This is a genomic window from Propioniciclava soli, assembly GCF_038502305.1.
Taxonomy (GTDB): Bacteria; Actinomycetota; Actinomycetes; order Propionibacteriales; family Propionibacteriaceae; genus Propioniciclava; species Propioniciclava soli.
The window spans coordinates 3,403,046-3,420,638 of the sequence record NZ_CP115965.1 but is presented as its reverse complement, the minus strand read 5'-3'; the positions used below and the strand labels follow the sequence as shown (position 1 = coordinate 3,420,638).

Below are 17,593 nucleotides of genomic sequence, written 5' to 3'. Positions count from 1 at the left end.
GGGAGGAGCGGCGGATGCGGGTGGCGATCCAGGGTGACATCGGTCAGCCCGTCTACCACGTCGGGGACGAGGCCATGGTGCACGGTGCCCTCGACAAGCTGGGCGCCCGCGGAGTGACCGACGTCGTGCTGCTGACGCGCGACCTCGACCACACCCGCCGGCACTTCGGCCCCGGGGTCGACGTCGCGCGCACCCTGGTGTTCCCCTGGCCGCCGGTCGATCGCGAGCGCTACCTGGCCGAGATCAAGGCCGTCATGGCCGGCCAGCCCGACGTGCTGCCCGCGCACGACCAGGTGTTCGGCGTGATCGAGACGCTCCGCGGCGTCGACGCGCTGTTCATCGCCGGGGGCGGCAACATGAACTCCCGCTACGGCTGGCTGCTGTACGAGCGCGCGGCGATGGCGCACATCGCGGTCGCTCTGGGCAAGCAGGTGGTCATCGGCGGGCAGACGCTCGGTCCGGAGCTCTCGGACGCCGACCGCTCGACGCTGGCCAACCTGCTCCGCAACGCCTCCCTGGTCGGGCTGCGGGAGGACGCCTCCCTCCGCCTCGCCCGGGAGCTGACGCCGGACCACCCGGGGCTCCGGCCGTGTTTCGACGACGCCAGCGAGCTGCCCGACCCGCCCGTGCCGGTGCCCGAGCGGCGTCCGGCGCCCTTGGCCGCGACGTTCGCCGCGCCCGAGGGCGTCGAGCGTGACGCGGCGGCCCGCGCCTACGCCCGCCTGCTGGACGCGGCCGCGCGCCGGGTGGGGGCGCCGGTGCTTTTCGTGCCCCACATGGCCACGCCGGGTGAGGGGGACGGCGACGAGGCCTTCCACGCCGAGATCGCGGCGCACCTGACCGTGGGGCACGAGCTGGCGCCGGTGGCGTCCGCCCTTGAGAGCGCCGCGGTGGCGGCCCGCGCCCGGGGTGTCCTGACCTCGCGCTACCACCCGGTCGTGTTCGCGTTGAGCGACGGGGTGAGCGTCCTGGCCGTGGTGCCGGACGAGTACGGGCGCGTCCGCATTGAGGGGGCCTTCGGGCGCGTCGGCAGGGAGCCGGCCGTGATCGGGCTCGACGACCTGATCGCCGCCCCCACCGTCCGGTCGTCGTGGCTGGCGCCGCTGGAACGCAGCGCCACTCCGGCCCCCCACCTCGCCACCGTGCACGCGCAGTGGTGGGACGACGTGGCCCACGCGCTGGGCTCGGACCACGGTCGGCGCCGCAAGCTGGCGCGGCACTGGCTCCGCAGCCGCCGCCAGGACGCCCGCCGCCTCTATCGCCGGCTGCGGGGCGGGGGCTCACAAGATGGGCCCCCGGCCCCGGCGTTGTTTGTTAGCGTGCGAGGCACCAACCCCTTCGAGAAGGCGAGTCCCATGCAGCGTTCCCTCCCCGGCCTCGCGGCCGGGCTGGTGACCGTCAGCCTCCTGACGGTCGTGCCGGCCCCGCCGGCCACGGCGGCGACGCGGATCAGCCCCATGGCCGCCGCTTCGACCGTGGCATCCGGCGCCGCGGCATCCCTCCTGTCGGACGGCGTGATCTTGACCGACTACCGGGTCGAGTGCGTGGGTACGCGCGCGGTCGTCACCCTGGCGTTCGTGAACGTCACCGGCGCGGACGCCGCCGGCAGCTACGCCCTCACCGCCCCAGACGCGCTGCCCGCGGATCAGGTGGCGGTGGACGTGCCCGTCACCGACGACCCGGCCGAACCCACCGTCGTGACGGCCACGGCCCCGCGGGGCGCCTTCCGCGTCTGGGACACCTCGAATCCGTCCGAGCACTTCTACACCCCCTCGCTGTACGGCCGTGACTGCGCCGCAGGCTTCGGCTTCAGCGACCTCTACGACGGGCTCCAGTTCTCCACCGAGATGGACTGGACGGCGTGGGCAGGCATCTCCACGGGCTACCCGGACGGTACGTACCGCCCCTTCGAGCCGGTGGAACGCGGCGCGATGGCCGCCTTCCTCCATCGCCTGTCCGGGAGCCCCGACGTCACCCTGCCCGCCACCCCGACCTTCACCGACGTGCCCCGCTCCCACCCCTTCTTCCGCGAGATTGAGTGGATGGCGTCAACCGGCGTCACGACGGGGTACGGCGACGGCACCTACCGGCCGGACGCCCCGGTCAACCGTGACGCCATGGCCGCCTTCTTCTCCCGCCTGAGCGAGCGGAGCGGGTTCGACGGCTACCCCGCGCGGGACGTCTCGCCGTTCGGCGACGTGACGCCGGACACCCAGTTCTACGCGGAAATGGCGTGGATGTACGACGCGGGAATCTCCACCGGTTACCCCGACCGGACGTACCGACCGGTGACCCCGGTGCTGCGCGACGCCATGGCGGCCTTCATGTACCGCTACGTCGACCTGGTCACCCCACCGGCGTGAGCACCGCCAGGGCGGCAGCCCGGTGGCGCCACCTCGGTGAGCGCGGCTGGACCCACGACGGACGCCTGGGGCTGCGACTCATCGTGACGAGCTGCCTGACCACGATCGTGGTCGGGTTGCTGGGCCCGTCGCCGGTCACGTTGAACGTCGGGCCGGCGTCCAGCCCGCTGCCGCCCTGGTTCATCCCCACCGAGGTGGGGGAGCGCCTCGGGCTGCCGCTCTCGGAGTGGGTCGTGGTGCCCGCGCTGTGGGTGGGTCTCTTGGTCGGGGCGGTCGGTCTGCTCGTGTGTTGGCGGGCGATCGAACTGGGCTGGCGTCCGTCCATCCATCGCCTGTTCGGCCTCGGTGCGGCCCTGACGGTGGGCACCGCGCTGGTGCCGCCGCTGACCAGCGCCGATGTGTTGATGTATGCCGCCTACGGCCGGCTGCAGCGCCAAGGCCTGAACCCGTACCAGATCACGCCCGCGGAGATCTTCCGGCAGTCCTACGACCCGGTGTTGGTGTGGACCGAGCGGCCGTGGCAGGACACGCCGAGCGTGTACGGCCCGATCGCGTCGGCCACCCAATGGCTGGCCAACCTGCTGGGCGGTGACTCGATGCACGCGGTCGTGTTCTGGCTGCAGGTGATGAACACCGTGCCGTTCCTGGTGATCTGCGCGGTGATGATCAAGCTGGCCCACGGCAACGCCGCGGTGCAGACACGCTCGGTGCTGTTCACCGTCCTCAACCCGCTGCTGATCTGGGCCGTGATCGCCGGCGCGCACAACGAGGCGCTCACGTTGGTGTTCGCCGTGATCGCGCTGTGGTTCGTGCGGCGCTCGGCGTTCGTCACGGGCATCTTCATTGGGCTGGGCGGCGCGGTCAAGGTGTCGTTGGTCTTCTACGGTCTGGCCCTCATCTGGGGCTACCGGCACGACTGGCGCAAGGTGGTCGCCCTGTGCGCCGGGGCCCTGCTGCCCATCGCCATCCTCTACGGGGTGTTCGCCCCCGAGGCGCTGCTCGCCGCGGGCCGCAACACCGGTTACATGTCGGGCGGCTCCTGGGCGCCGTGGCTGTACCAGGTGCTCGCCTGGATCTTGGGCCCGGGGCCCGCCTTCAGCATCACCGCGGCCGTCGCCTGGGTCGGGCTGGTCGTGATCGCCTGGATGCTCTCCCGCGTGCTGCCCTGGCACCCCGCCCCCGGGGCCATCGGCCCGGCGGAGCGGGATCCGCTCACCATCGCGCTCCGCACGGCGGTGATCCTGTGCACCGCCTGGCTCGTGACGTCGCCGTACACGCTCGCGTGGTACGACCTCATCGTCTGGGTGCCGCTGGCGCTCATGGTGCCGAACCGCCTCGACTGGCTCCTCGTGCTGCGCGGCACCGCGCTGAGTGTGGCCTACGTGACGGGGCGCACCGTGGGGTTCAGCGACGAGATGCTGTTCCTCGGGGCGGTGGTCGTCCGCGACACGCTGTGCACCGCGGTGCAGTGGTTCGTGCTGGCGGCGATCATTCACTGGTTCTGGACGCGGAACCGGCAGTGGCCGTCGCGCGCCTTCGTCGCCGGCGGTGTCGCCGACCTGCTGCGCGGGACGGCCCGGCCCCCGCGCGTGCGGGCGGTGCGGCGGCCCTAGACTGCTGCGGTGCTCGGATACTTCGGCCCTGCGGGAACCTTCACCCACCAGGCGCTGCGGCGCATCACGACGGAGGAGGCGCTGCCGTTCGCCACGGTGCCGCGGGCCCTGGACGCGGTGCGCGACGGTGAGGTGACCGCGGCGCTGGTGCCGATCGAGAACTCCGTCGAGGGCGGCGTCACGGCCACGCTGGACAACCTGGCTTCAGGGCGTCCGCTGGTGATCGCGCAGGAGGTGATCATGCCGGTGTCGTTCGTCCTGGCGGTGCGGCCCGGCACGGCGCTGGGTGACGTCCGCCGCGTCCTCACCCACCCCCACGCCCACGCGCAGACGCGGGCCTGGGTCGCCAACCACCTCCCCGGGGCGCTCGTCACCGAGGGGGGCTCGACGGCGTCCGCCGCCCAAGAGGTGGCCGATCCCGAGAGCCGGCACGACGCGGCGATCTGCGCCGCCGTGGCCGCGGAGCTCTACGGGCTGGAGGAGGCGGCGTCCGACATCGCGGACAACCCGGACGCCGTGACGCGTTTCGTGCTCGTGCGCCTGCCGGGGGAGACGCCCGCGCCGACGGGTGCGGACAAGACGACCCTGGTGGCCTACATGCACGCCGACCGCTCGGGCGCCCTGCTGGAGATCCTGGAGCAGTTCGCGATGCGCGGGGTGAACCTGACGCGCATCGAGAGCCGCCCGACGAAGAAGGCCTACGGCGAGTACTGCTTCTCGATCGACGCGGAGGGGCACGTTGGCGAGCCCCGCATGCGCGGCACGCTCAAGGGGCTGCACCGGGTGTGCCGCGAGGTGACGTTCTTGGGCAGCTACCCGCGCGCCGACGGCGTCCGCCCCAAGATCGCCCGCGGCTTCACCGCGGCCGATTACGACGCCGCCGAACACTGGATGGACGACCTGCTCGGCCGCCCGCACCGCGCCTGAGCGCTTACGACCGGGGTGTGCTGGCCGGTGTCATCACGCGCACGGCGCCGGGGACGATGGTGGCCTCCAGGCGGCGGCACTCGCCGACGGCGTCGCCGTCGAGCTGGTAGGCGACGGGCTCGGACGTCTCGATGACGAGCGTCTTCGCCTGGGCGCGGTGGACGCCGCGGGTGTCGGACTTCGTGAGCATGCTCGTGGCCATGGCGGCCCATTCGCCCACGTTCTGGGGGGTCGCGACGAGGATGTCGAGGAGCCCGTCGTCGGGGCTCGCGTCCGGGGCCACGTCGAGCTGGCCCTGGATCTGGCCCACGTTCGCGATGAGCACCATGGAGGCCGTCACCTGTTCGGGGGTCTTGGTGTCGGCCTCCAGGCGCGCGTCGAACGGCGGCCGGTTGAGCGCGTTCGCGGCGGCGACCACGTAGGCGGCGGGGCCGACGACCTTCTTCAGGTCCTCGTTCGTGTCACCCATGATCGCGGCGTCGGTGCCCATGCCGGCCATCACGGCGGACGCCTCCGCAGCCTGGTCGTCGGCCTTGATCTCGACGAGGTCGATGGTGCGGGGCGTGCCGTCGAAGGCCGTGGTGAGCGCGTCGGCCATGTCGAGGGGGACGTGCAGGTTGCGGGCCAGGAGGTTGCCGGTGCCGGCGGGCAGAATCGCGACGGGTGTCGAGGAGCCCGACATGGCGCCGCACACGGCGCGCACGGTGCCGTCCCCACCGGCCACCATCACCAGGTCGGCCTTGCGCCGCAGGGCGCGCCGGGTGGCGGACTCGCCGGGGTTGTCGGCCTCGGTCTCCAGCCACAAGGGCACCTGCCAACCGCGCTCGGCGCACTCGCCCTGCACGTGGCGGCGGAAGACGACGGGGTCGGGGATCTTCGTGGGGTTGTAGATGACGGCGGCCAGGCGGGTGGGCTTGTCGTCCTTGGTCGCGGCCCGCGTGAGCTCCGGCAGTTTGCCCACGTGGACGCCGGCGAGGGCGAGAGCCAGCGAGGCCAACGCGCCCCCGAGGAACCCGCCGCCGATGATGTCGGTGAGGTGGTGGGCGCGCAGGGCCCATCGGTCGTAGGCGATGAACCACCACAAGAGCGTGAGACCGGCGGCCGCGAGCCAGATGAAGAGGTGACGCTGACGGACGAGGATCAGCCCGGCGACGAGCATGACGCACAGCACCGTGAGGGCGGCCATGTGCGCCGAGGGGTAGGAGTACCCCTCGGCGGTGATCAGCGGGGGCACGCCGGCCGGGCGGGGCCGCGCGAAGAGGGCCTTGAGGCCCTGGTAGGCGCCGAACGTGAACGGGATGGCCAGGCCTGCGGCCCAGGCGAGGTTGTTCAGCCGGCGGCGCGAGGCCCAGAACGCCAGGAGGGCCAGCCCGACGAACTGGACGACCGGCACGGTCACCACCGCGATCGCGGCCAGCACCTGACCCCAGGGCGAGGCCGGATCGACGCCCGGGCCATCGGAGAGTGCGTCCAGACCCGCGAGCGCCGACGTGCCCAGGGTCAGCCACGTCCACAGGATGAACAAGGCGGTCGTGACAAGGAAGAACACGTGGGCGGGGCCGATCTTCGCGCGCATGCCCCCAGTGTGGCACCCGGGGCCGACAGTCCGCGTGACGGGGCCCGTTCTGGACGCGCCGTGGCGCCGGCGTCCGGCGATAGACTCGGGGACCGTGATCGACCCGAAGATTCTGCGCACCGACCCCGACCGCATCCGCCGCAGCCAGGCGGCGCGCGGTGAGTCCGTCGAGCTGGTGGACGAGCTGCTGGCCGCCGACGAGCGTCGCCGCGAGCTGATCGCCACCTCCGAAGGGCTGCGGGCCGAGCAGAAGGCGTTGTCGTCGCGCATCCCGCGGGCCCAGGGCGAGGAGAAGCAGGAGCTGCTCGGCCGCACCCGGGAGCTGTCGGCCGAGGTCAAGGAGGCCCAGGCCGAGGCCGAGCGGGCGAAGGAGACCTACGAGACGCTGATGGGGGCGCTGGGCAACCTGGTGATCGACGGGGTGCCGACCGGTGGCGAGGACGACCTGTACGTCATCGACACCTGGGGCACGCCGCGCGACTTCGCGGCCGAGGGGTTCACTCCGCGCGACCACCTCGAGATCGGCGAGCTGCTCGACGGCATCGACATGGAGCGGGGCGCGAAGGTGTCGGGTTCCCGCTTCTACTACCTCAAGGGGCAGGTCGCCCAGCTCGAGTTCGCGCTGCTGCAGCACGCGATGGCCAAGGCGGCGTCGTGGGGATTCACGCCGATGATCGTGCCCTCGCTGGTGAAGCCCGAGGCGATGGCGGGCACCGGCTTCCTCGGCCAGGCGGCCGAGGACGTCTACCACCTCGAGCGCGACGACCTGTATCTCGTCGGTACCTCCGAGGTGGCGCTGGCGGCCTACCATGCCGACGAGATCCTGCCCGCCGAGACCCTGCCGCGGCACTACGTCGGCTGGTCGTCGTGCTTCCGCCGTGAGGCCGGCGCCTACGGCAAGGACACGCGCGGCATCTTCCGCGTCCACTGGTTCGACAAGGCCGAGATGTTCGTCCACTGCGCCCCGGAGGACGCCGAGGCCGAGCACGCGAAGCTGCTGGGCTTCGAGAAGGAGTTCATCGAGTCGCTGGAGATTCCCTACCAGGTGCTCGACGTGGCGTCGGGCGACCTCGGCTCGTCGGCCGCCCGCAAGTACGACTGCTACGGCTGGCTGCCGACCCAGGAGCGCTACCGGGAGATCACGTCGACCTCGAACTGCACCGAGTTCCAGGCCCGGCGGCTCAACATGCGCATGAAGGACGCCGACGGCACCCGTCCGCTGGCCACGCTCAACGGCACGCTGTGCGCCATGACGCGCACGATCATCATGATCCTGGAGAACCACCAGCAGGCCGACGGCTCCGTCCGGCTGCCCGAGGCGCTGCGGCCCTACTTCGGCGGCCGGGACGCCCTGACCCCGGTCGGTTAGGCGCTCGGCGGCAGGGGTTTGGCGGTCCGGGGCTTGGTGGCAGGGTCTTGGCGGCAGGGGTTTGGGCCGATCGGGGCGTCGTGGCCATCACGTGGCGCCCGCTGGCCCCACGTGGCGGGGTTGCTGATCACGTGGCGCAGCGGGGCTCACGTGGCGGGCCTTGCACGGCCCTCCAGGTGAGCCGCGCTGCGCCAGGTGGGATTGAGGTGCGCCAGGTGGCGATGCCGAGCGTGGGGTCGACGTTCGCCAGGTGAGCCGGGCTGAGCCACGAGGAGCCGCCGCCGGTGCTGGTTGCCGTGCCTGGGGCCAGGGGCTCCGGCGGGTCGCGATGGGCAACATGTGAGTGCGGCTCTCGCTCTCCCCGCGCTCATTCGACGCCCCCGATCGCTTTTCGCAATGAGACGATCACCGGTCTCGCCCCGGCCGCGGGCAGGGAGATGCTCATGCGCTTGCAGGAATCGAACACAGGTGCTAATCTAGAGTCATGAGCCAGTCCCGCACCTCTATCGCCGCATCCATCGCGGTGGTGCCGGCTGTGCTCTCGGATGCCTACAGCGCGTTCGAGCATGCCCACGCGGCGAAGCGGGCCGACGAGGTGGCCGAGTTGATCGCGCTGTGCCGCGTCTGCGACGCGTACGCCATTTCCGGCACCACGGTCGTGGAGGGTTGCGAGCGCCTGGTGCGGTTCGGCGGCGACGGGACGCCGGAGGTGGGGGAGTTCGTGGTGGCCGAGCTCGCGGCGCTCATGCGGTGCGGCACCGATACGGCCCGGGCGCAGGTGCGCCGAGCTCTCAACCTGCGGCATCGGCACCCCCAGCTGTGGGAGGCGACGGTCGCGGGCCTCGTGCCCGTGTGGCAGGCGTTCCTCGTCACGGACGCCTGCGCGGGCCTCGCGCAGGATGCCTGCCTGTGGGTGGACGCGCAGGTCGCCATCGCTTCGTGCCTGCAGCCCTTCCCCCGGGTGATGCGCCAGGTCGAGGGCTGGGTGCTCGCGGCCGATCCGGCTGCGGCCGCTGAGCGCGCAGCACAGGCGGAGAGCAGCCGCTACGTCCGCGTGGAGGGCATCGTGGACGGCGCGTGCGGCGTTTCGGCGCGGCTGAGCGCGGGAGACGGCCTCGCCCTCGATGATGCGCTCACGGTCGTCGCCGCCGCGCTTCCCGTCGTTGAGGACCATGAGGTGCGGCGCGCGACCGCCTTGGGCGTGCTGGCGCGCGCCGTCCTCGGCCAGGACGCGCTCCTCGCACCAGAGGTGCCCGCGGAAGAGCTGCCCACGGCACAGGGGTCCACTTCAGAGGCGCCCACGTCAGAGGCGCCCTCGGCACTGGTGCTCGCAGCAGCGGCCCCCTCGGCAGTGATGCTCGGAGCAGAGCGGCCCGCCACCGCTGCCCACGACGGTTTGGCAGTGCTCGGTCGTCTGGGTGATCACCTCACGGCAGGGCAGCCACGCCGGGCGACGGTCGTCGTCCACATCAACCGCGTCGACCTGCCGGCCCCCGAGCGTGGGGTGGCCGAGGTGGAGCGGTGGGGCCATGTGCTCGCCTCGCAGGTGCGCGAGGTGTTGTCCGGTTGTCAGGTGACGGTGAGGCCGATCCTTGATCCGGAGGCGCTCGCTCCCTCGGACGCCTACGAGGTGCCCGAGGTAATGCGGTTCGCGCTCCACCAGCGCAATCCGGTGGACGTCTTCCCCTTCGGGACGCGCGCCGCTCGGGCCTGCGACACCGACCACACCCAACCGTTCGACGCCGGGGCGCCACCCGGGGCTGGGCAGACGAATCTCACCAATCTCGGGCCGCTCGCCCGCTTCAGCCATCGAGTGAAGACCCACGGTGGTTGGCAGGTGACCCAGCCGACGCCGGGGACGTATTGCTGGCGCAGTCGCGCCGGCTATGAGTACACCGTCTCGGCGGCCGGCACGGTGATGGCCCGGCGGCCCACTGCGCCGGGTGACCGGTGGTGGTTGCGCGAGGAGCCGCCGCCGCTGGAACCCGAACCCCCCGCCTGAGGAAGCCCCGGCCCCCTGCGTGTGAGCGCAGGGGGGCGCTGTCATGCCCGCGCCCTGAGCCACGTCACCCACTGAGCCACTCGGTCGTGGGGCCATGCAACTCAGCCACGCTCGTGCGCGTCATCACAACCAGTCGCGGCGGCGGAAGGCGACGTAGAGCGCCAGGCTGCAGACGAGGATCAGGGCGGCGGACAACCACAGGCCGAGCGGCTGCCCGTCGCCGGGGAACGGGATGTTCTGCCCAAACCAACCCGTGATCGCCGTGGGGACGGCGATGATCGCGGCCCAGCCCGCCAGCTTCTTCATGATCGTGTTGAGGCGCGCGTCGGTGAGGGACAGGTTTGTCTCGAAAGCGCTCGTCACCAGGTCGCGCAAGGACTCGGTCCACTCCGAGGCGCGCAGCACGTGGTCGTACAGGTCGTCGTACCAGGGCCGCAGGACGGGGGCGTCCGTGCCGGGGTGCCGCAGCAGCCCGCTCACGACCTCCCGCATGGGCAGCACGATGCGGCGCAGAGCGACGAGATCCTTGCGGAGGGCGTAGACGGATCGCGCGAACGCCGTGCTCGTGGGCCGGTCGTCGAACAGCGTGTCCTCGATGGCCTCCAGGGCGTCGTCCAGGGTCTGGATCGCGGCGAAGTGGCCGTCCACCACCGTGTCGAGCAGGCCGTGCACCAGCCCGCCTGCGCCGGCCGCGAGCAGGGCGGGGCTGTCCTTCCAGCGCCGCTCGACCGTGCTGACGTCGAAGAGTTCGTCGAGCCGGATCGTCACGAGGGCATGCGGCAGCATCCAGCCCGAGACGCGGCTGAAGCCGAGCCGGGTTCCGTCCCGGTGCACCGCGTAGACGGTGAAGAACACGTGCGACTCGTGCCGGATCAGCTTGGGGCGCTCCTTGGGGGCCAGGGCGTCCTCCACCGCGGTCACGGGCAGGCCCAACTCCTCGGCCACCTCCGCCAGCTCGGACGCCTCGGGCGCGAGCAGGTCGACCCACACCAGGGTGTCCGGGTCGTGCGCGGCCGTCACGAGGTCGTTGCGCGTGATCGCGTGCTCGACCGGCACGCCGTCGCGCCACGCGCGGGCCGAGACCAACGAATCCATGCGTCCATCTTCCTGCCGTCCGGCGCTTGCCGGGGGTGCGACGCGGCGTGCGCGCCGCCCCGGGGTCGGAGGTGGCCGCGCTAGCGTGGCGTCCGTGGCCGGAGTGAGGAGCCCGATGCAGCCCTACCAGCGCGAGCCGGAGTATGTGACGACCCTGGCCGATGGCACCGTCAAACAGCTCAACCCGTTCACGGGCACGGAGGTGTGGACCGTGCCGGGCCGCGGCAACCGGCCGCTCGGCGGGGCGTCCGGGCCGGCGCTGCCGCTGGATCCGGACGCCGACGGCGCGCACTGTGCCTTCTGTGAGAAGCGCTACCTGGAGACCCCGCCGGAGAAGGCGCGCGTGGTCCACCGCGGCAACGACACCTGGGAGACCCACTACCGGACGCCGGCCGAGGAGCTCCACGCCACCACCGCGGCGTTCCGGCGCGTCTCCAATCTCTTCGAGATCCTCAGCTACGAGTACTGGCACCTCAACTACGGTTATGCGCTGCCGAGCCGGGTCGCGGCGCGCCGGGAGGCGTACCTGGCCTCGCCCGCGGGCTGGGAGCACGTGCGACGGGTGGTCGCCATGAAGCTGCGCGCCGCCGGGCTCGGGGAGGCGGAGGTGAACGCCCTGGGCCGCGACGAGGTCGTGGCGGCGGCGTCCGGCTTCTTCGGGGGCGGGCACGATCTCATCGTCGCCCGGCGCCACTACGTCGACGGCGCCACCGACACCACCCAACTGGCGTCCTCGGGCACCCTGTCGATCGAGGAGCACCGGGAGTTCATCCGGTTCACCGTGGAGTCGGTGAAGGCGCTGTACGAGCTGAACCGGTACGCGCGGTACGTGACGGTGTTCCAGAACTGGCTCAAGCCGGCGGGGGCGTCGTTCGACCACCTGCACAAGCAGCTCGTGGCGATCGACGAGCGCGGCGTCCAGCACGAGGCGACGCTGGCCAAGCTGCGGCAGAATCCCAACCTCTTCAATGACGTGGCGACCAACTACGCCGCGCGCAAGAACCTCGTCATCGCCGAGAACGATCACGCGATCGCGTTCGCGGGCTTCGGGCACCGGTTCCCCACCATCGAGATCTACAGCACCTCACCCACCTCCGACCCGTGGGAGCTCAGGCCGGAGGAACTGCGCGGCATGGCCGACATGATCCACGCCATGCAGGCCGCGACCGGCGCGGACATCCCGTGCAATGAGGAGTGGCACTACCGCCCCATCGACGTCGACCTGGCCATGCCGTGGCGCGTCATGCTGAAGTGGCGCATCTCGACGCTGGCGGGGTTCGAGGGGGCGACCAAGATCTACCTCAACACCATCACGCCGGTGATGCTGCGCGATCGCGTGGTGGAGCGACTGTTCGCGCTGCGCGCCGAGCACAGGGTGGCCGACGACCTCAAGATCGCCTTCGAGGCCCCCTGCCGGCCCAACACCTTGCGCTACGCCCGTCCCTCACGCTGAGCGGGGGCGGCCCCGGGCGGGCGGCGGCGTTAGGCTCGCCGCAGGACGACGGAGAGGTGTTGCATGTCTGAGTCCCTGCCCGAACGCCCCCTGTGGTCGCGTTTCAGCGCCGACCCGCACACACACGGCGACATGCGCGCGAGCGACGCCGACCGCGACGTGGCCGCCGAGGTCATCAACGCCGCCTTCAGTGACGGACGCCTCGACTCGATCGAGCACGGCGAGCGGCTCGCCGGGGTGTTGCAGGCCAAACGGCTGGGGGAGCTCGTGCCGCTCCTGGGCGACATCACCGTGGCGGCCCGCCCCCAACCCCCGCAGACGCCGGTGCGCCGGGTGCGGGGCGCGGCGATCCGGTCGTGGCTCGGGCTCGCGGTGCTGTTCAACGTCATCTGGCTGATGAGCTGGCTGCTGTCGGGCAGCGAGCCGTTCTACTACTGGCCCATCTGGCCGATGATCGGCACGGGAATCCCCGTGGTGGTCGCCTACCTGTTCCCCGACCGCCAGGCAGAACGCGGCGATTGACCACGGTCGGGACGACGGCAGCGTAGGGCGCACCGGAACCCTTTGGCCAATGTCGGAGGCGGGCGGTAGCGTCACCGCCGTGTCCGTGATCGAGGCCCGAGAGCTCACCAAGACCTACGGTGACTTCACCGCCGTCGACGCCATCTCGTTCGACGTGGCGCCGGGGGAGTCCTTCGGCCTGCTCGGCCCCAACGGGGCCGGCAAGTCCACCACCATGCGCATGATCGGCGGCACGTCGCTGCGCACGGCGGGCACCCTCAGCGTGCTGGGGCTCGACCCGGAGCGCCACGGGCCGGAGGTGCGGGCGTCCCTCGGTGTCGTCCCGCAGGCCGATGCGCTGGACGAGGAGTTGCGCGCCCGCGACAACCTCTACGTGTACGGCCGCTACTTCGGGCTGCCGCGGGCCTACCTGAAGGCCAAGGTGCCCGAGCTGCTCGAGTTCGCCCAGCTCACCGACAAGGCGGACGCCAAGGTCACGGCCCTGTCCGGTGGCATGAAGCGCCGCCTCACCATCGCGCGCGGCCTCATCAACGAGCCGCGCATCCTGCTGCTCGACGAGCCGACCACCGGCCTCGACCCCCAGGCGCGTCACATCCTGTGGGACCGGCTGTTCCGCCTCAAGGAGCAGGGGGTCACGCTCGTGCTCACCACCCACTTCATGGACGAGGCCGAGCAGCTGTGCGACCGGCTCGTCGTGGTCGACCACGGGCGCATCGTGGCCGAGGGATCCCCGCGCGGCCTCATCCAGGAGCACACCACCCGGGAGGTCGTCGAGGTGCGCTTCGGCTCGGCCCGCAACGCCGAGATGCAGGCCGAGCTGGCCGCGCTGGTGGCCGACGGGCAGCGCAGCCGGGCCGGCCTGGAGGTGCTGCCCGACCGCATCCTGCTCTACACCGACGACGGTGAGGCGATGCTGGAGGAGATCAACCGCCGTGCCCTCAACCCGCTGACGCAGCTCGTGCGGCGCACCTCGCTGGAGGACGTCTTCCTCCGCCTCACGGGGAGGTCCCTCATTGACTGACACGGGCACCCCGGGGGCGGACGCCGGCCCCCGCGTCACCTTCACCGGCCTCGACCACCACGCCCTGGCCGCCCGGACCCGCCGCTGGGGCTGGCTGCAGTACGCCGGTTACCGTCAGGTCGCCGAGACGCCGTTCCTCGCCACCTGGCTTGCCGTCGCGTTCGGCAACCCGGTGCTCTACCTCGCCGCGATGGGCCTCGGCCTCGGCGCGATCGTCCAGGGGGACGTGGACGGCGTCTCGTACCTCACGTTCGTCGCGCCCGGCCTGCTGGCCGCCACGGTGGCGACGACCGGGGCGCAGTTCGGCACCTGGCCGATCTTCGGCGGCTTCAAGTGGCAGAAGAACTACCTCGCGGGGTACTCCACGCCCCTGGAGCCGGGGCAGATGGCCCTCGGCGAGACGACCGCGATCGGCGTCCGGCTCGTGCTGCAGGCCGTGATCTTCTGGCTCATGGCCGCGCTGTTCGGGGCGTGGCCGTCGGCGTCCGCGCTGCTGGCGATTCCCGCGGTCACGCTGGCCGGGCTCGCGATGTTCACCCTGCTCATGGCGTACTCGGCCACCGTCGAGAACGAGGGGCTGCAGTTCAACTTCATCCAGCGGCTCGTGGTGATGCCGATGTTCCTGTTCGCCGGCACCTTCTTCCCGCTGTCGGTCATGCCGGCGTACCTGCAGTGGGTCGGGTGGATCTCACCGATGTGGCACGGCACCCAGCTGGCGCGGATGGCGTCCTACGGCATGGCGAACCCGCCGTGGCTGACGGCCGTCCACGTGCTGTACCCGCTGGCGCTGATTTTGGCCGGGCAGTGGTGGGCCGGCCGCACGTTCGCGAAGCGGCTGGTGGGCTGATGGACGCCCCGAGCACCGGGCCCACCGACGTCATGGCCGCCACCAAGGAGCGGCTGCGGCGGCGTCCGGGGTGGATCGCGAACCTCTACGCGGGCAACGCGCGCGCCGTGATCGCGCGCGGGTTCCGCGTCATCCGCAGCGCCAACTGGGGCGTGGTGGCCACCGGGTTCTTCGAGCCGGTGTTCTATCTGCTCGCCATGGGCGTCGGCATGGGGGCCCTGGTGGGCAGCGTGCCTGGCCCGGACGGCCAGCCGGTCAGCTACGCCATGTACATCGCGCCGGCGCTGCTGGCGACCTCGGCGATGAACGGCGCGGTGTACGACTCGGTCAACAACGTGTTCTTCAAGATGCGCTACTCCAAGCTCTACGAGGGCATGCTGCAGACCTCGCTCGGCCCCATGGACGTCGCCATCGGCGAGATCTTCATGGCCCTGTTCCGGGGCTTCCTGTACGCCGTCGGCTTCCTCGGGGTGCTCACCGTGATGGGGCTCGTCACGAGCTGGTGGGCCCTGGCGATGATCCCCGTGGCGGTGCTGATCGCGCTCGGGTTCGCGTCCGTCGGCATGGCGGTCACGAGCTACATGAAGAGCTTCCAGCAGCTGGACCTGGTGCCCATGGTGCTGCTGCCGATGTTCCTGTTCTCGGCGACGCTCTACCCGATCACGGTCTACCCCGAGCCGGTGCAGTGGTTCGTGATGGCGATGCCGCTGTGGCACGGCGTGGAGCTCATGCGGCAGTTGTCGGTCGGCTACGTCACCGCGGCCTCGGCCGGTCACGCGCTGTACTTCGTGGTGATCAGCGTGATCGGCATCACCGCGGTGACGCTGCGGCTGCGCAAGCTGTTCCTGCGCTGAGCCGCCCGCCGCGTCAGGGCAGCCGCGTCCGGGCCACGACCTTGGCGCTGCGCTCGGCCAGCCGCTGCGCCTCGGCCGCCTCGTCGAGGGCGCCGGTCCAGTCGTCCACGGTCACCGAGACCAACGTGTTGCGCACCAGCACGGTGTGGACGGCCGTGTGCACCTCACCGACCCGGTAGGTGGCGGCGAACGCGTCGTGGTCGGCGAGCGTCACGGCGTAGTCCTCCACCCCGGCGGTGTCGAAGCGGCAGGCGCCGGTGTCGTGCGCGAGGTCGGCCAGCGCGCCGTCACCGTCGGCCCACGCGGTGACGACGTGGGTCGTGCCGACGCTGCCGTCGGTGGCGTACCAGGACCACTGCCGCCCACCCAGCGGCGTTGGCTCGAGGCCGGTGGCGCCGTTGTTGCTGGTGTCGCAGTACTGCCCCCCGGCGGCGGGTTGCAGCGGGCTCTGGCCACTGTCGAAGCCCAGCACCTGGCGCACCGTGAAGTCGCGGGCGCGGAGGGCGACGCGGCCGGGCACCACGGTGCTCGCCTTGGGTCGGCGCGCGGAATCGGGCACCAGGCTGATGCCGGAGGTCGCCGTGGTGGTCGTGACGGTGGAGCTGGCGGAGAGTTCGGTCGCGACGGCGGCGGCGGGGGCGGTGAGGGGCGCGATGAGCGTCATGGCGGTGAGGGTGGCGGCGATGGCACGACGGCCGGTGGAGATACTCATGCCGACAACGACGAAGGACGCCCCCTTTGGGTTGCGTGGATTCTGCGGCGGGTCCGCACCCCGGCCACGAGCACGAGCCAGCCCAGCGCGGCGAGGAGCAACCCGACGCCCCCGGTGGCGAGGAAACCGGCCTGCCAGCCCTGGTGGTCGATGACCCACCCCACCACCGGGGGAGCCAAGGCGTTGCCGGCCGTGGCGAAGGTTCCCTGCCAGCCCAGCGCCTCGCCGCGGTACCGCTCGGGCACGTGGTGGCTGATGCGCTCGACCGCCGCCGCGAGGCTCGTGGCGCAGAACAGCCCGGCGCCCATCATGGCGAGGCTCAGCAGCCACCAGGTCACTCCCAGCGACCCGAGCAGGGTGGTCAGCGCCAGGCCGGCCACCAAGAAGGTGAGGGGGATCGTCCGGCCGGTGAGCCCCCCGTAGATCAGTCCGCCGATCAGCGAGCCGGACGCCCACACCGCCAGCACGACGCCCAGCAGGTGGGTGGTGCCCATGGCGCGCATCGCGCCGACGATCGCGAGGTCGGAGCCCGCGAGGGTGAACGCGATGGCCACGTTCGCCACGAACGTCGTCGCCACGGCGCGGTTCAGCCAAGTGCGCATCCCGGCGCGCGGCGTCGCGTCGGCGGCGGCGTCCGGACGCACGGGCGCGACCAGCGGGGGATTGACCACGACGAAACCGAGCGCGCCGAGCAGGCTCAGCAGGGCGAAGGTCACCAGCGCCCAGCCGGTGTCCCACGTGGTGGCGGCCAGGACGCCGGCCAGCGGCCCGAACATGAACGCCAGCTCGGTGAGCACCGAGTCGAGGGCGAGCGCCGTCCGGCGTTGCTCGACCGGCACGGCCGCCAGGGTCATCTGCCGGGTGATGACGAACCAGGGCACGGCGAGGAGCCCGACGGCCGCCATCGCCACCAGCAGCCAGCCGTAGCCGACGAACGGGGCGGCCAGGAACGCCACCGGGAGGACGACCAGGCTGGGGATCAGGGTGCGCCGCAGCCCGACGGTGTCGAGCAACCGGCCGCGCCACGGCGAGCTGACGGCGGTCGCGAGGGTGAAGACGGCGGTGACCAGCCCGGCGGCCGCGTAGCTGCGGCCGAGGCCGTCCACGACGTGCAGGGTGAGGATGATCGCGGCGCCGAACCACGGCGCCTTGCCGAGAAACCCGAGGATCGCGGCCTGACGCACCACCGGGTGCGCCCACACCGCGCGATACGCCGACAATTGCACCGCGCAAGCCTCT

The 17,593-nt window shown here is 71.8% G+C and carries 14 protein-coding genes; 10 read left to right on the top strand and 4 right to left on the bottom strand.

Annotated elements, in window-relative coordinates; translation table 11 throughout:
* Positions 1-14: 14 nt before the first annotated feature.
* Genes PCC79_RS15460 through pheA form a run of 3 tightly spaced genes read left to right on the top strand, consistent with a single transcriptional unit; the run spans position 15 to position 4,903 of the window.
* Positions 15-2,363, top strand: a complete 2,349-nt coding sequence (locus PCC79_RS15460; RefSeq protein WP_342372361.1) for a polysaccharide pyruvyl transferase family protein — start codon at positions 15-17, stop codon at positions 2,361-2,363.
* Positions 2,360-3,976: a hypothetical protein gene (locus PCC79_RS15455; RefSeq protein ID WP_342372360.1), complete on the top strand. Its 1,617-nt coding sequence runs from the start codon at positions 2,360-2,362 to the stop codon at positions 3,974-3,976. The genes PCC79_RS15460 and PCC79_RS15455 overlap by 4 nt, the downstream gene beginning before the upstream one ends.
* 9 nt (positions 3,977-3,985) lie before the next feature.
* Complete coding sequence (gene pheA / locus PCC79_RS15450; protein WP_342372359.1) at positions 3,986-4,903, top strand: prephenate dehydratase; 918 nt, start codon at positions 3,986-3,988, stop codon at positions 4,901-4,903.
* Positions 4,904-4,907: 4 nt separating this feature from the next.
* Here the strand turns inward: pheA and PCC79_RS15445 are convergent, their stop codons facing one another.
* Complete coding sequence (locus tag PCC79_RS15445) at positions 4,908-6,479, bottom strand: diacylglycerol kinase family protein (protein ID WP_342372358.1); 1,572 nt, start codon at positions 6,477-6,479, stop codon at positions 4,908-4,910.
* Positions 6,480-6,573: 94 nt separating this feature from the next.
* Here PCC79_RS15445 and serS point away from each other — a divergent pair, with 94 nt between their 5' ends.
* Both serS and PCC79_RS15435 read left to right on the top strand, forming a co-directional pair.
* Positions 6,574-7,848 carry a serine--tRNA ligase gene (gene serS / locus PCC79_RS15440; protein ID WP_232547190.1) on the top strand — a complete coding sequence of 425 codons (1,275 nt, stop codon included), beginning with the start codon at positions 6,574-6,576 and terminating at the stop codon, positions 7,846-7,848.
* Positions 7,849-8,332: 484 nt separating this feature from the next.
* A complete protein-coding gene (locus tag PCC79_RS15435) occupies positions 8,333-9,850 on the top strand; it encodes a DUF222 domain-containing protein (protein WP_342372357.1) in 1,518 nt (505 codons plus the stop codon).
* Positions 9,851-9,973: 123 nt separating this feature from the next.
* Here the strand turns inward: PCC79_RS15435 and PCC79_RS15430 are convergent, their stop codons facing one another.
* A complete protein-coding gene (locus tag PCC79_RS15430; RefSeq protein WP_342372356.1) occupies positions 9,974-10,945 on the bottom strand; it encodes a magnesium transporter CorA family protein in 972 nt (323 codons plus the stop codon).
* Between the two features lie 115 nt (positions 10,946-11,060).
* Here PCC79_RS15430 and PCC79_RS15425 point away from each other — a divergent pair, with 115 nt between their 5' ends.
* The 5 genes from PCC79_RS15425 to PCC79_RS15405 all read left to right on the top strand — a co-directional run bounded on the left by PCC79_RS15425 (position 11,061) and on the right by PCC79_RS15405 (position 15,642).
* Positions 11,061-12,398, top strand: a complete 1,338-nt coding sequence (locus tag PCC79_RS15425) for a DUF4921 family protein (protein WP_342372355.1) — start codon at positions 11,061-11,063, stop codon at positions 12,396-12,398.
* 63 nt (positions 12,399-12,461) lie between these two features.
* Positions 12,462-12,920, top strand: coding sequence for a DUF1707 domain-containing protein (locus PCC79_RS15420; RefSeq protein WP_342372354.1), 459 nt, complete (start codon positions 12,462-12,464; stop codon positions 12,918-12,920).
* 79 nt (positions 12,921-12,999) lie between these two features.
* Positions 13,000-13,941: an ABC transporter ATP-binding protein gene (locus tag PCC79_RS15415; RefSeq protein WP_425325642.1), complete on the top strand. Its 942-nt coding sequence runs from the start codon at positions 13,000-13,002 to the stop codon at positions 13,939-13,941.
* Positions 13,934-14,788: an ABC transporter permease gene (locus PCC79_RS15410; RefSeq protein ID WP_342372352.1), complete on the top strand. Its 855-nt coding sequence runs from the start codon at positions 13,934-13,936 to the stop codon at positions 14,786-14,788. The genes PCC79_RS15415 and PCC79_RS15410 overlap by 8 nt, the downstream gene beginning before the upstream one ends.
* Positions 14,788-15,642: an ABC transporter permease gene (locus PCC79_RS15405; protein ID WP_232547197.1), complete on the top strand. Its 855-nt coding sequence runs from the start codon at positions 14,788-14,790 to the stop codon at positions 15,640-15,642. The genes PCC79_RS15410 and PCC79_RS15405 overlap by 1 nt, the downstream gene beginning before the upstream one ends.
* 13 nt (positions 15,643-15,655) lie before the next feature.
* On the opposite strand, the gene PCC79_RS15400 is transcribed toward PCC79_RS15405, so the two are convergent.
* Positions 15,656-16,354: a hypothetical protein gene (locus PCC79_RS15400; RefSeq protein ID WP_342372351.1), complete on the bottom strand. Its 699-nt coding sequence runs from the start codon at positions 16,352-16,354 to the stop codon at positions 15,656-15,658.
* Positions 16,351-17,580 (bottom strand): MFS transporter, encoded by a 1,230-nt coding sequence (locus PCC79_RS15395; RefSeq protein ID WP_342372350.1) that lies wholly within the window; start codon positions 17,578-17,580, stop codon positions 16,351-16,353. Before PCC79_RS15395 ends, PCC79_RS15400 begins: the two co-directional genes overlap by 4 nt.
* Positions 17,581-17,593: the final 13 nt, after the last annotated feature.

What these genes read in the sequence shown, in the direction of transcription:
- PCC79_RS15435 (WP_342372357.1), top strand. Translation starts at nt 8,333, where the DNA reads ATGAGCCAGTCCCGCACCTCTATCGCCGCATCCATCGCGGTGGTGCCG.
- PCC79_RS15400 (WP_342372351.1), bottom strand. Translation starts at nt 16,354, where the DNA reads ATGAGTATCTCCACCGGCCGTCGTGCCATCGCCGCCACCCTCACCGCC.
- PCC79_RS15445 (WP_342372358.1), bottom strand. Translation starts at nt 6,479, where the DNA reads ATGCGCGCGAAGATCGGCCCCGCCCACGTGTTCTTCCTTGTCACGACC.
- PCC79_RS15425 (WP_342372355.1), top strand. Translation starts at nt 11,061, where the DNA reads ATGCAGCCCTACCAGCGCGAGCCGGAGTATGTGACGACCCTGGCCGAT.
- PCC79_RS15460 (WP_342372361.1), top strand. Translation starts at nt 15, where the DNA reads ATGCGGGTGGCGATCCAGGGTGACATCGGTCAGCCCGTCTACCACGTC.
- PCC79_RS15405 (WP_232547197.1), top strand. Translation starts at nt 14,788, where the DNA reads ATGGACGCCCCGAGCACCGGGCCCACCGACGTCATGGCCGCCACCAAG.
- PCC79_RS15420 (WP_342372354.1), top strand. Translation starts at nt 12,462, where the DNA reads ATGTCTGAGTCCCTGCCCGAACGCCCCCTGTGGTCGCGTTTCAGCGCC.
- PCC79_RS15430 (WP_342372356.1), bottom strand. Translation starts at nt 10,945, where the DNA reads ATGGATTCGTTGGTCTCGGCCCGCGCGTGGCGCGACGGCGTGCCGGTC.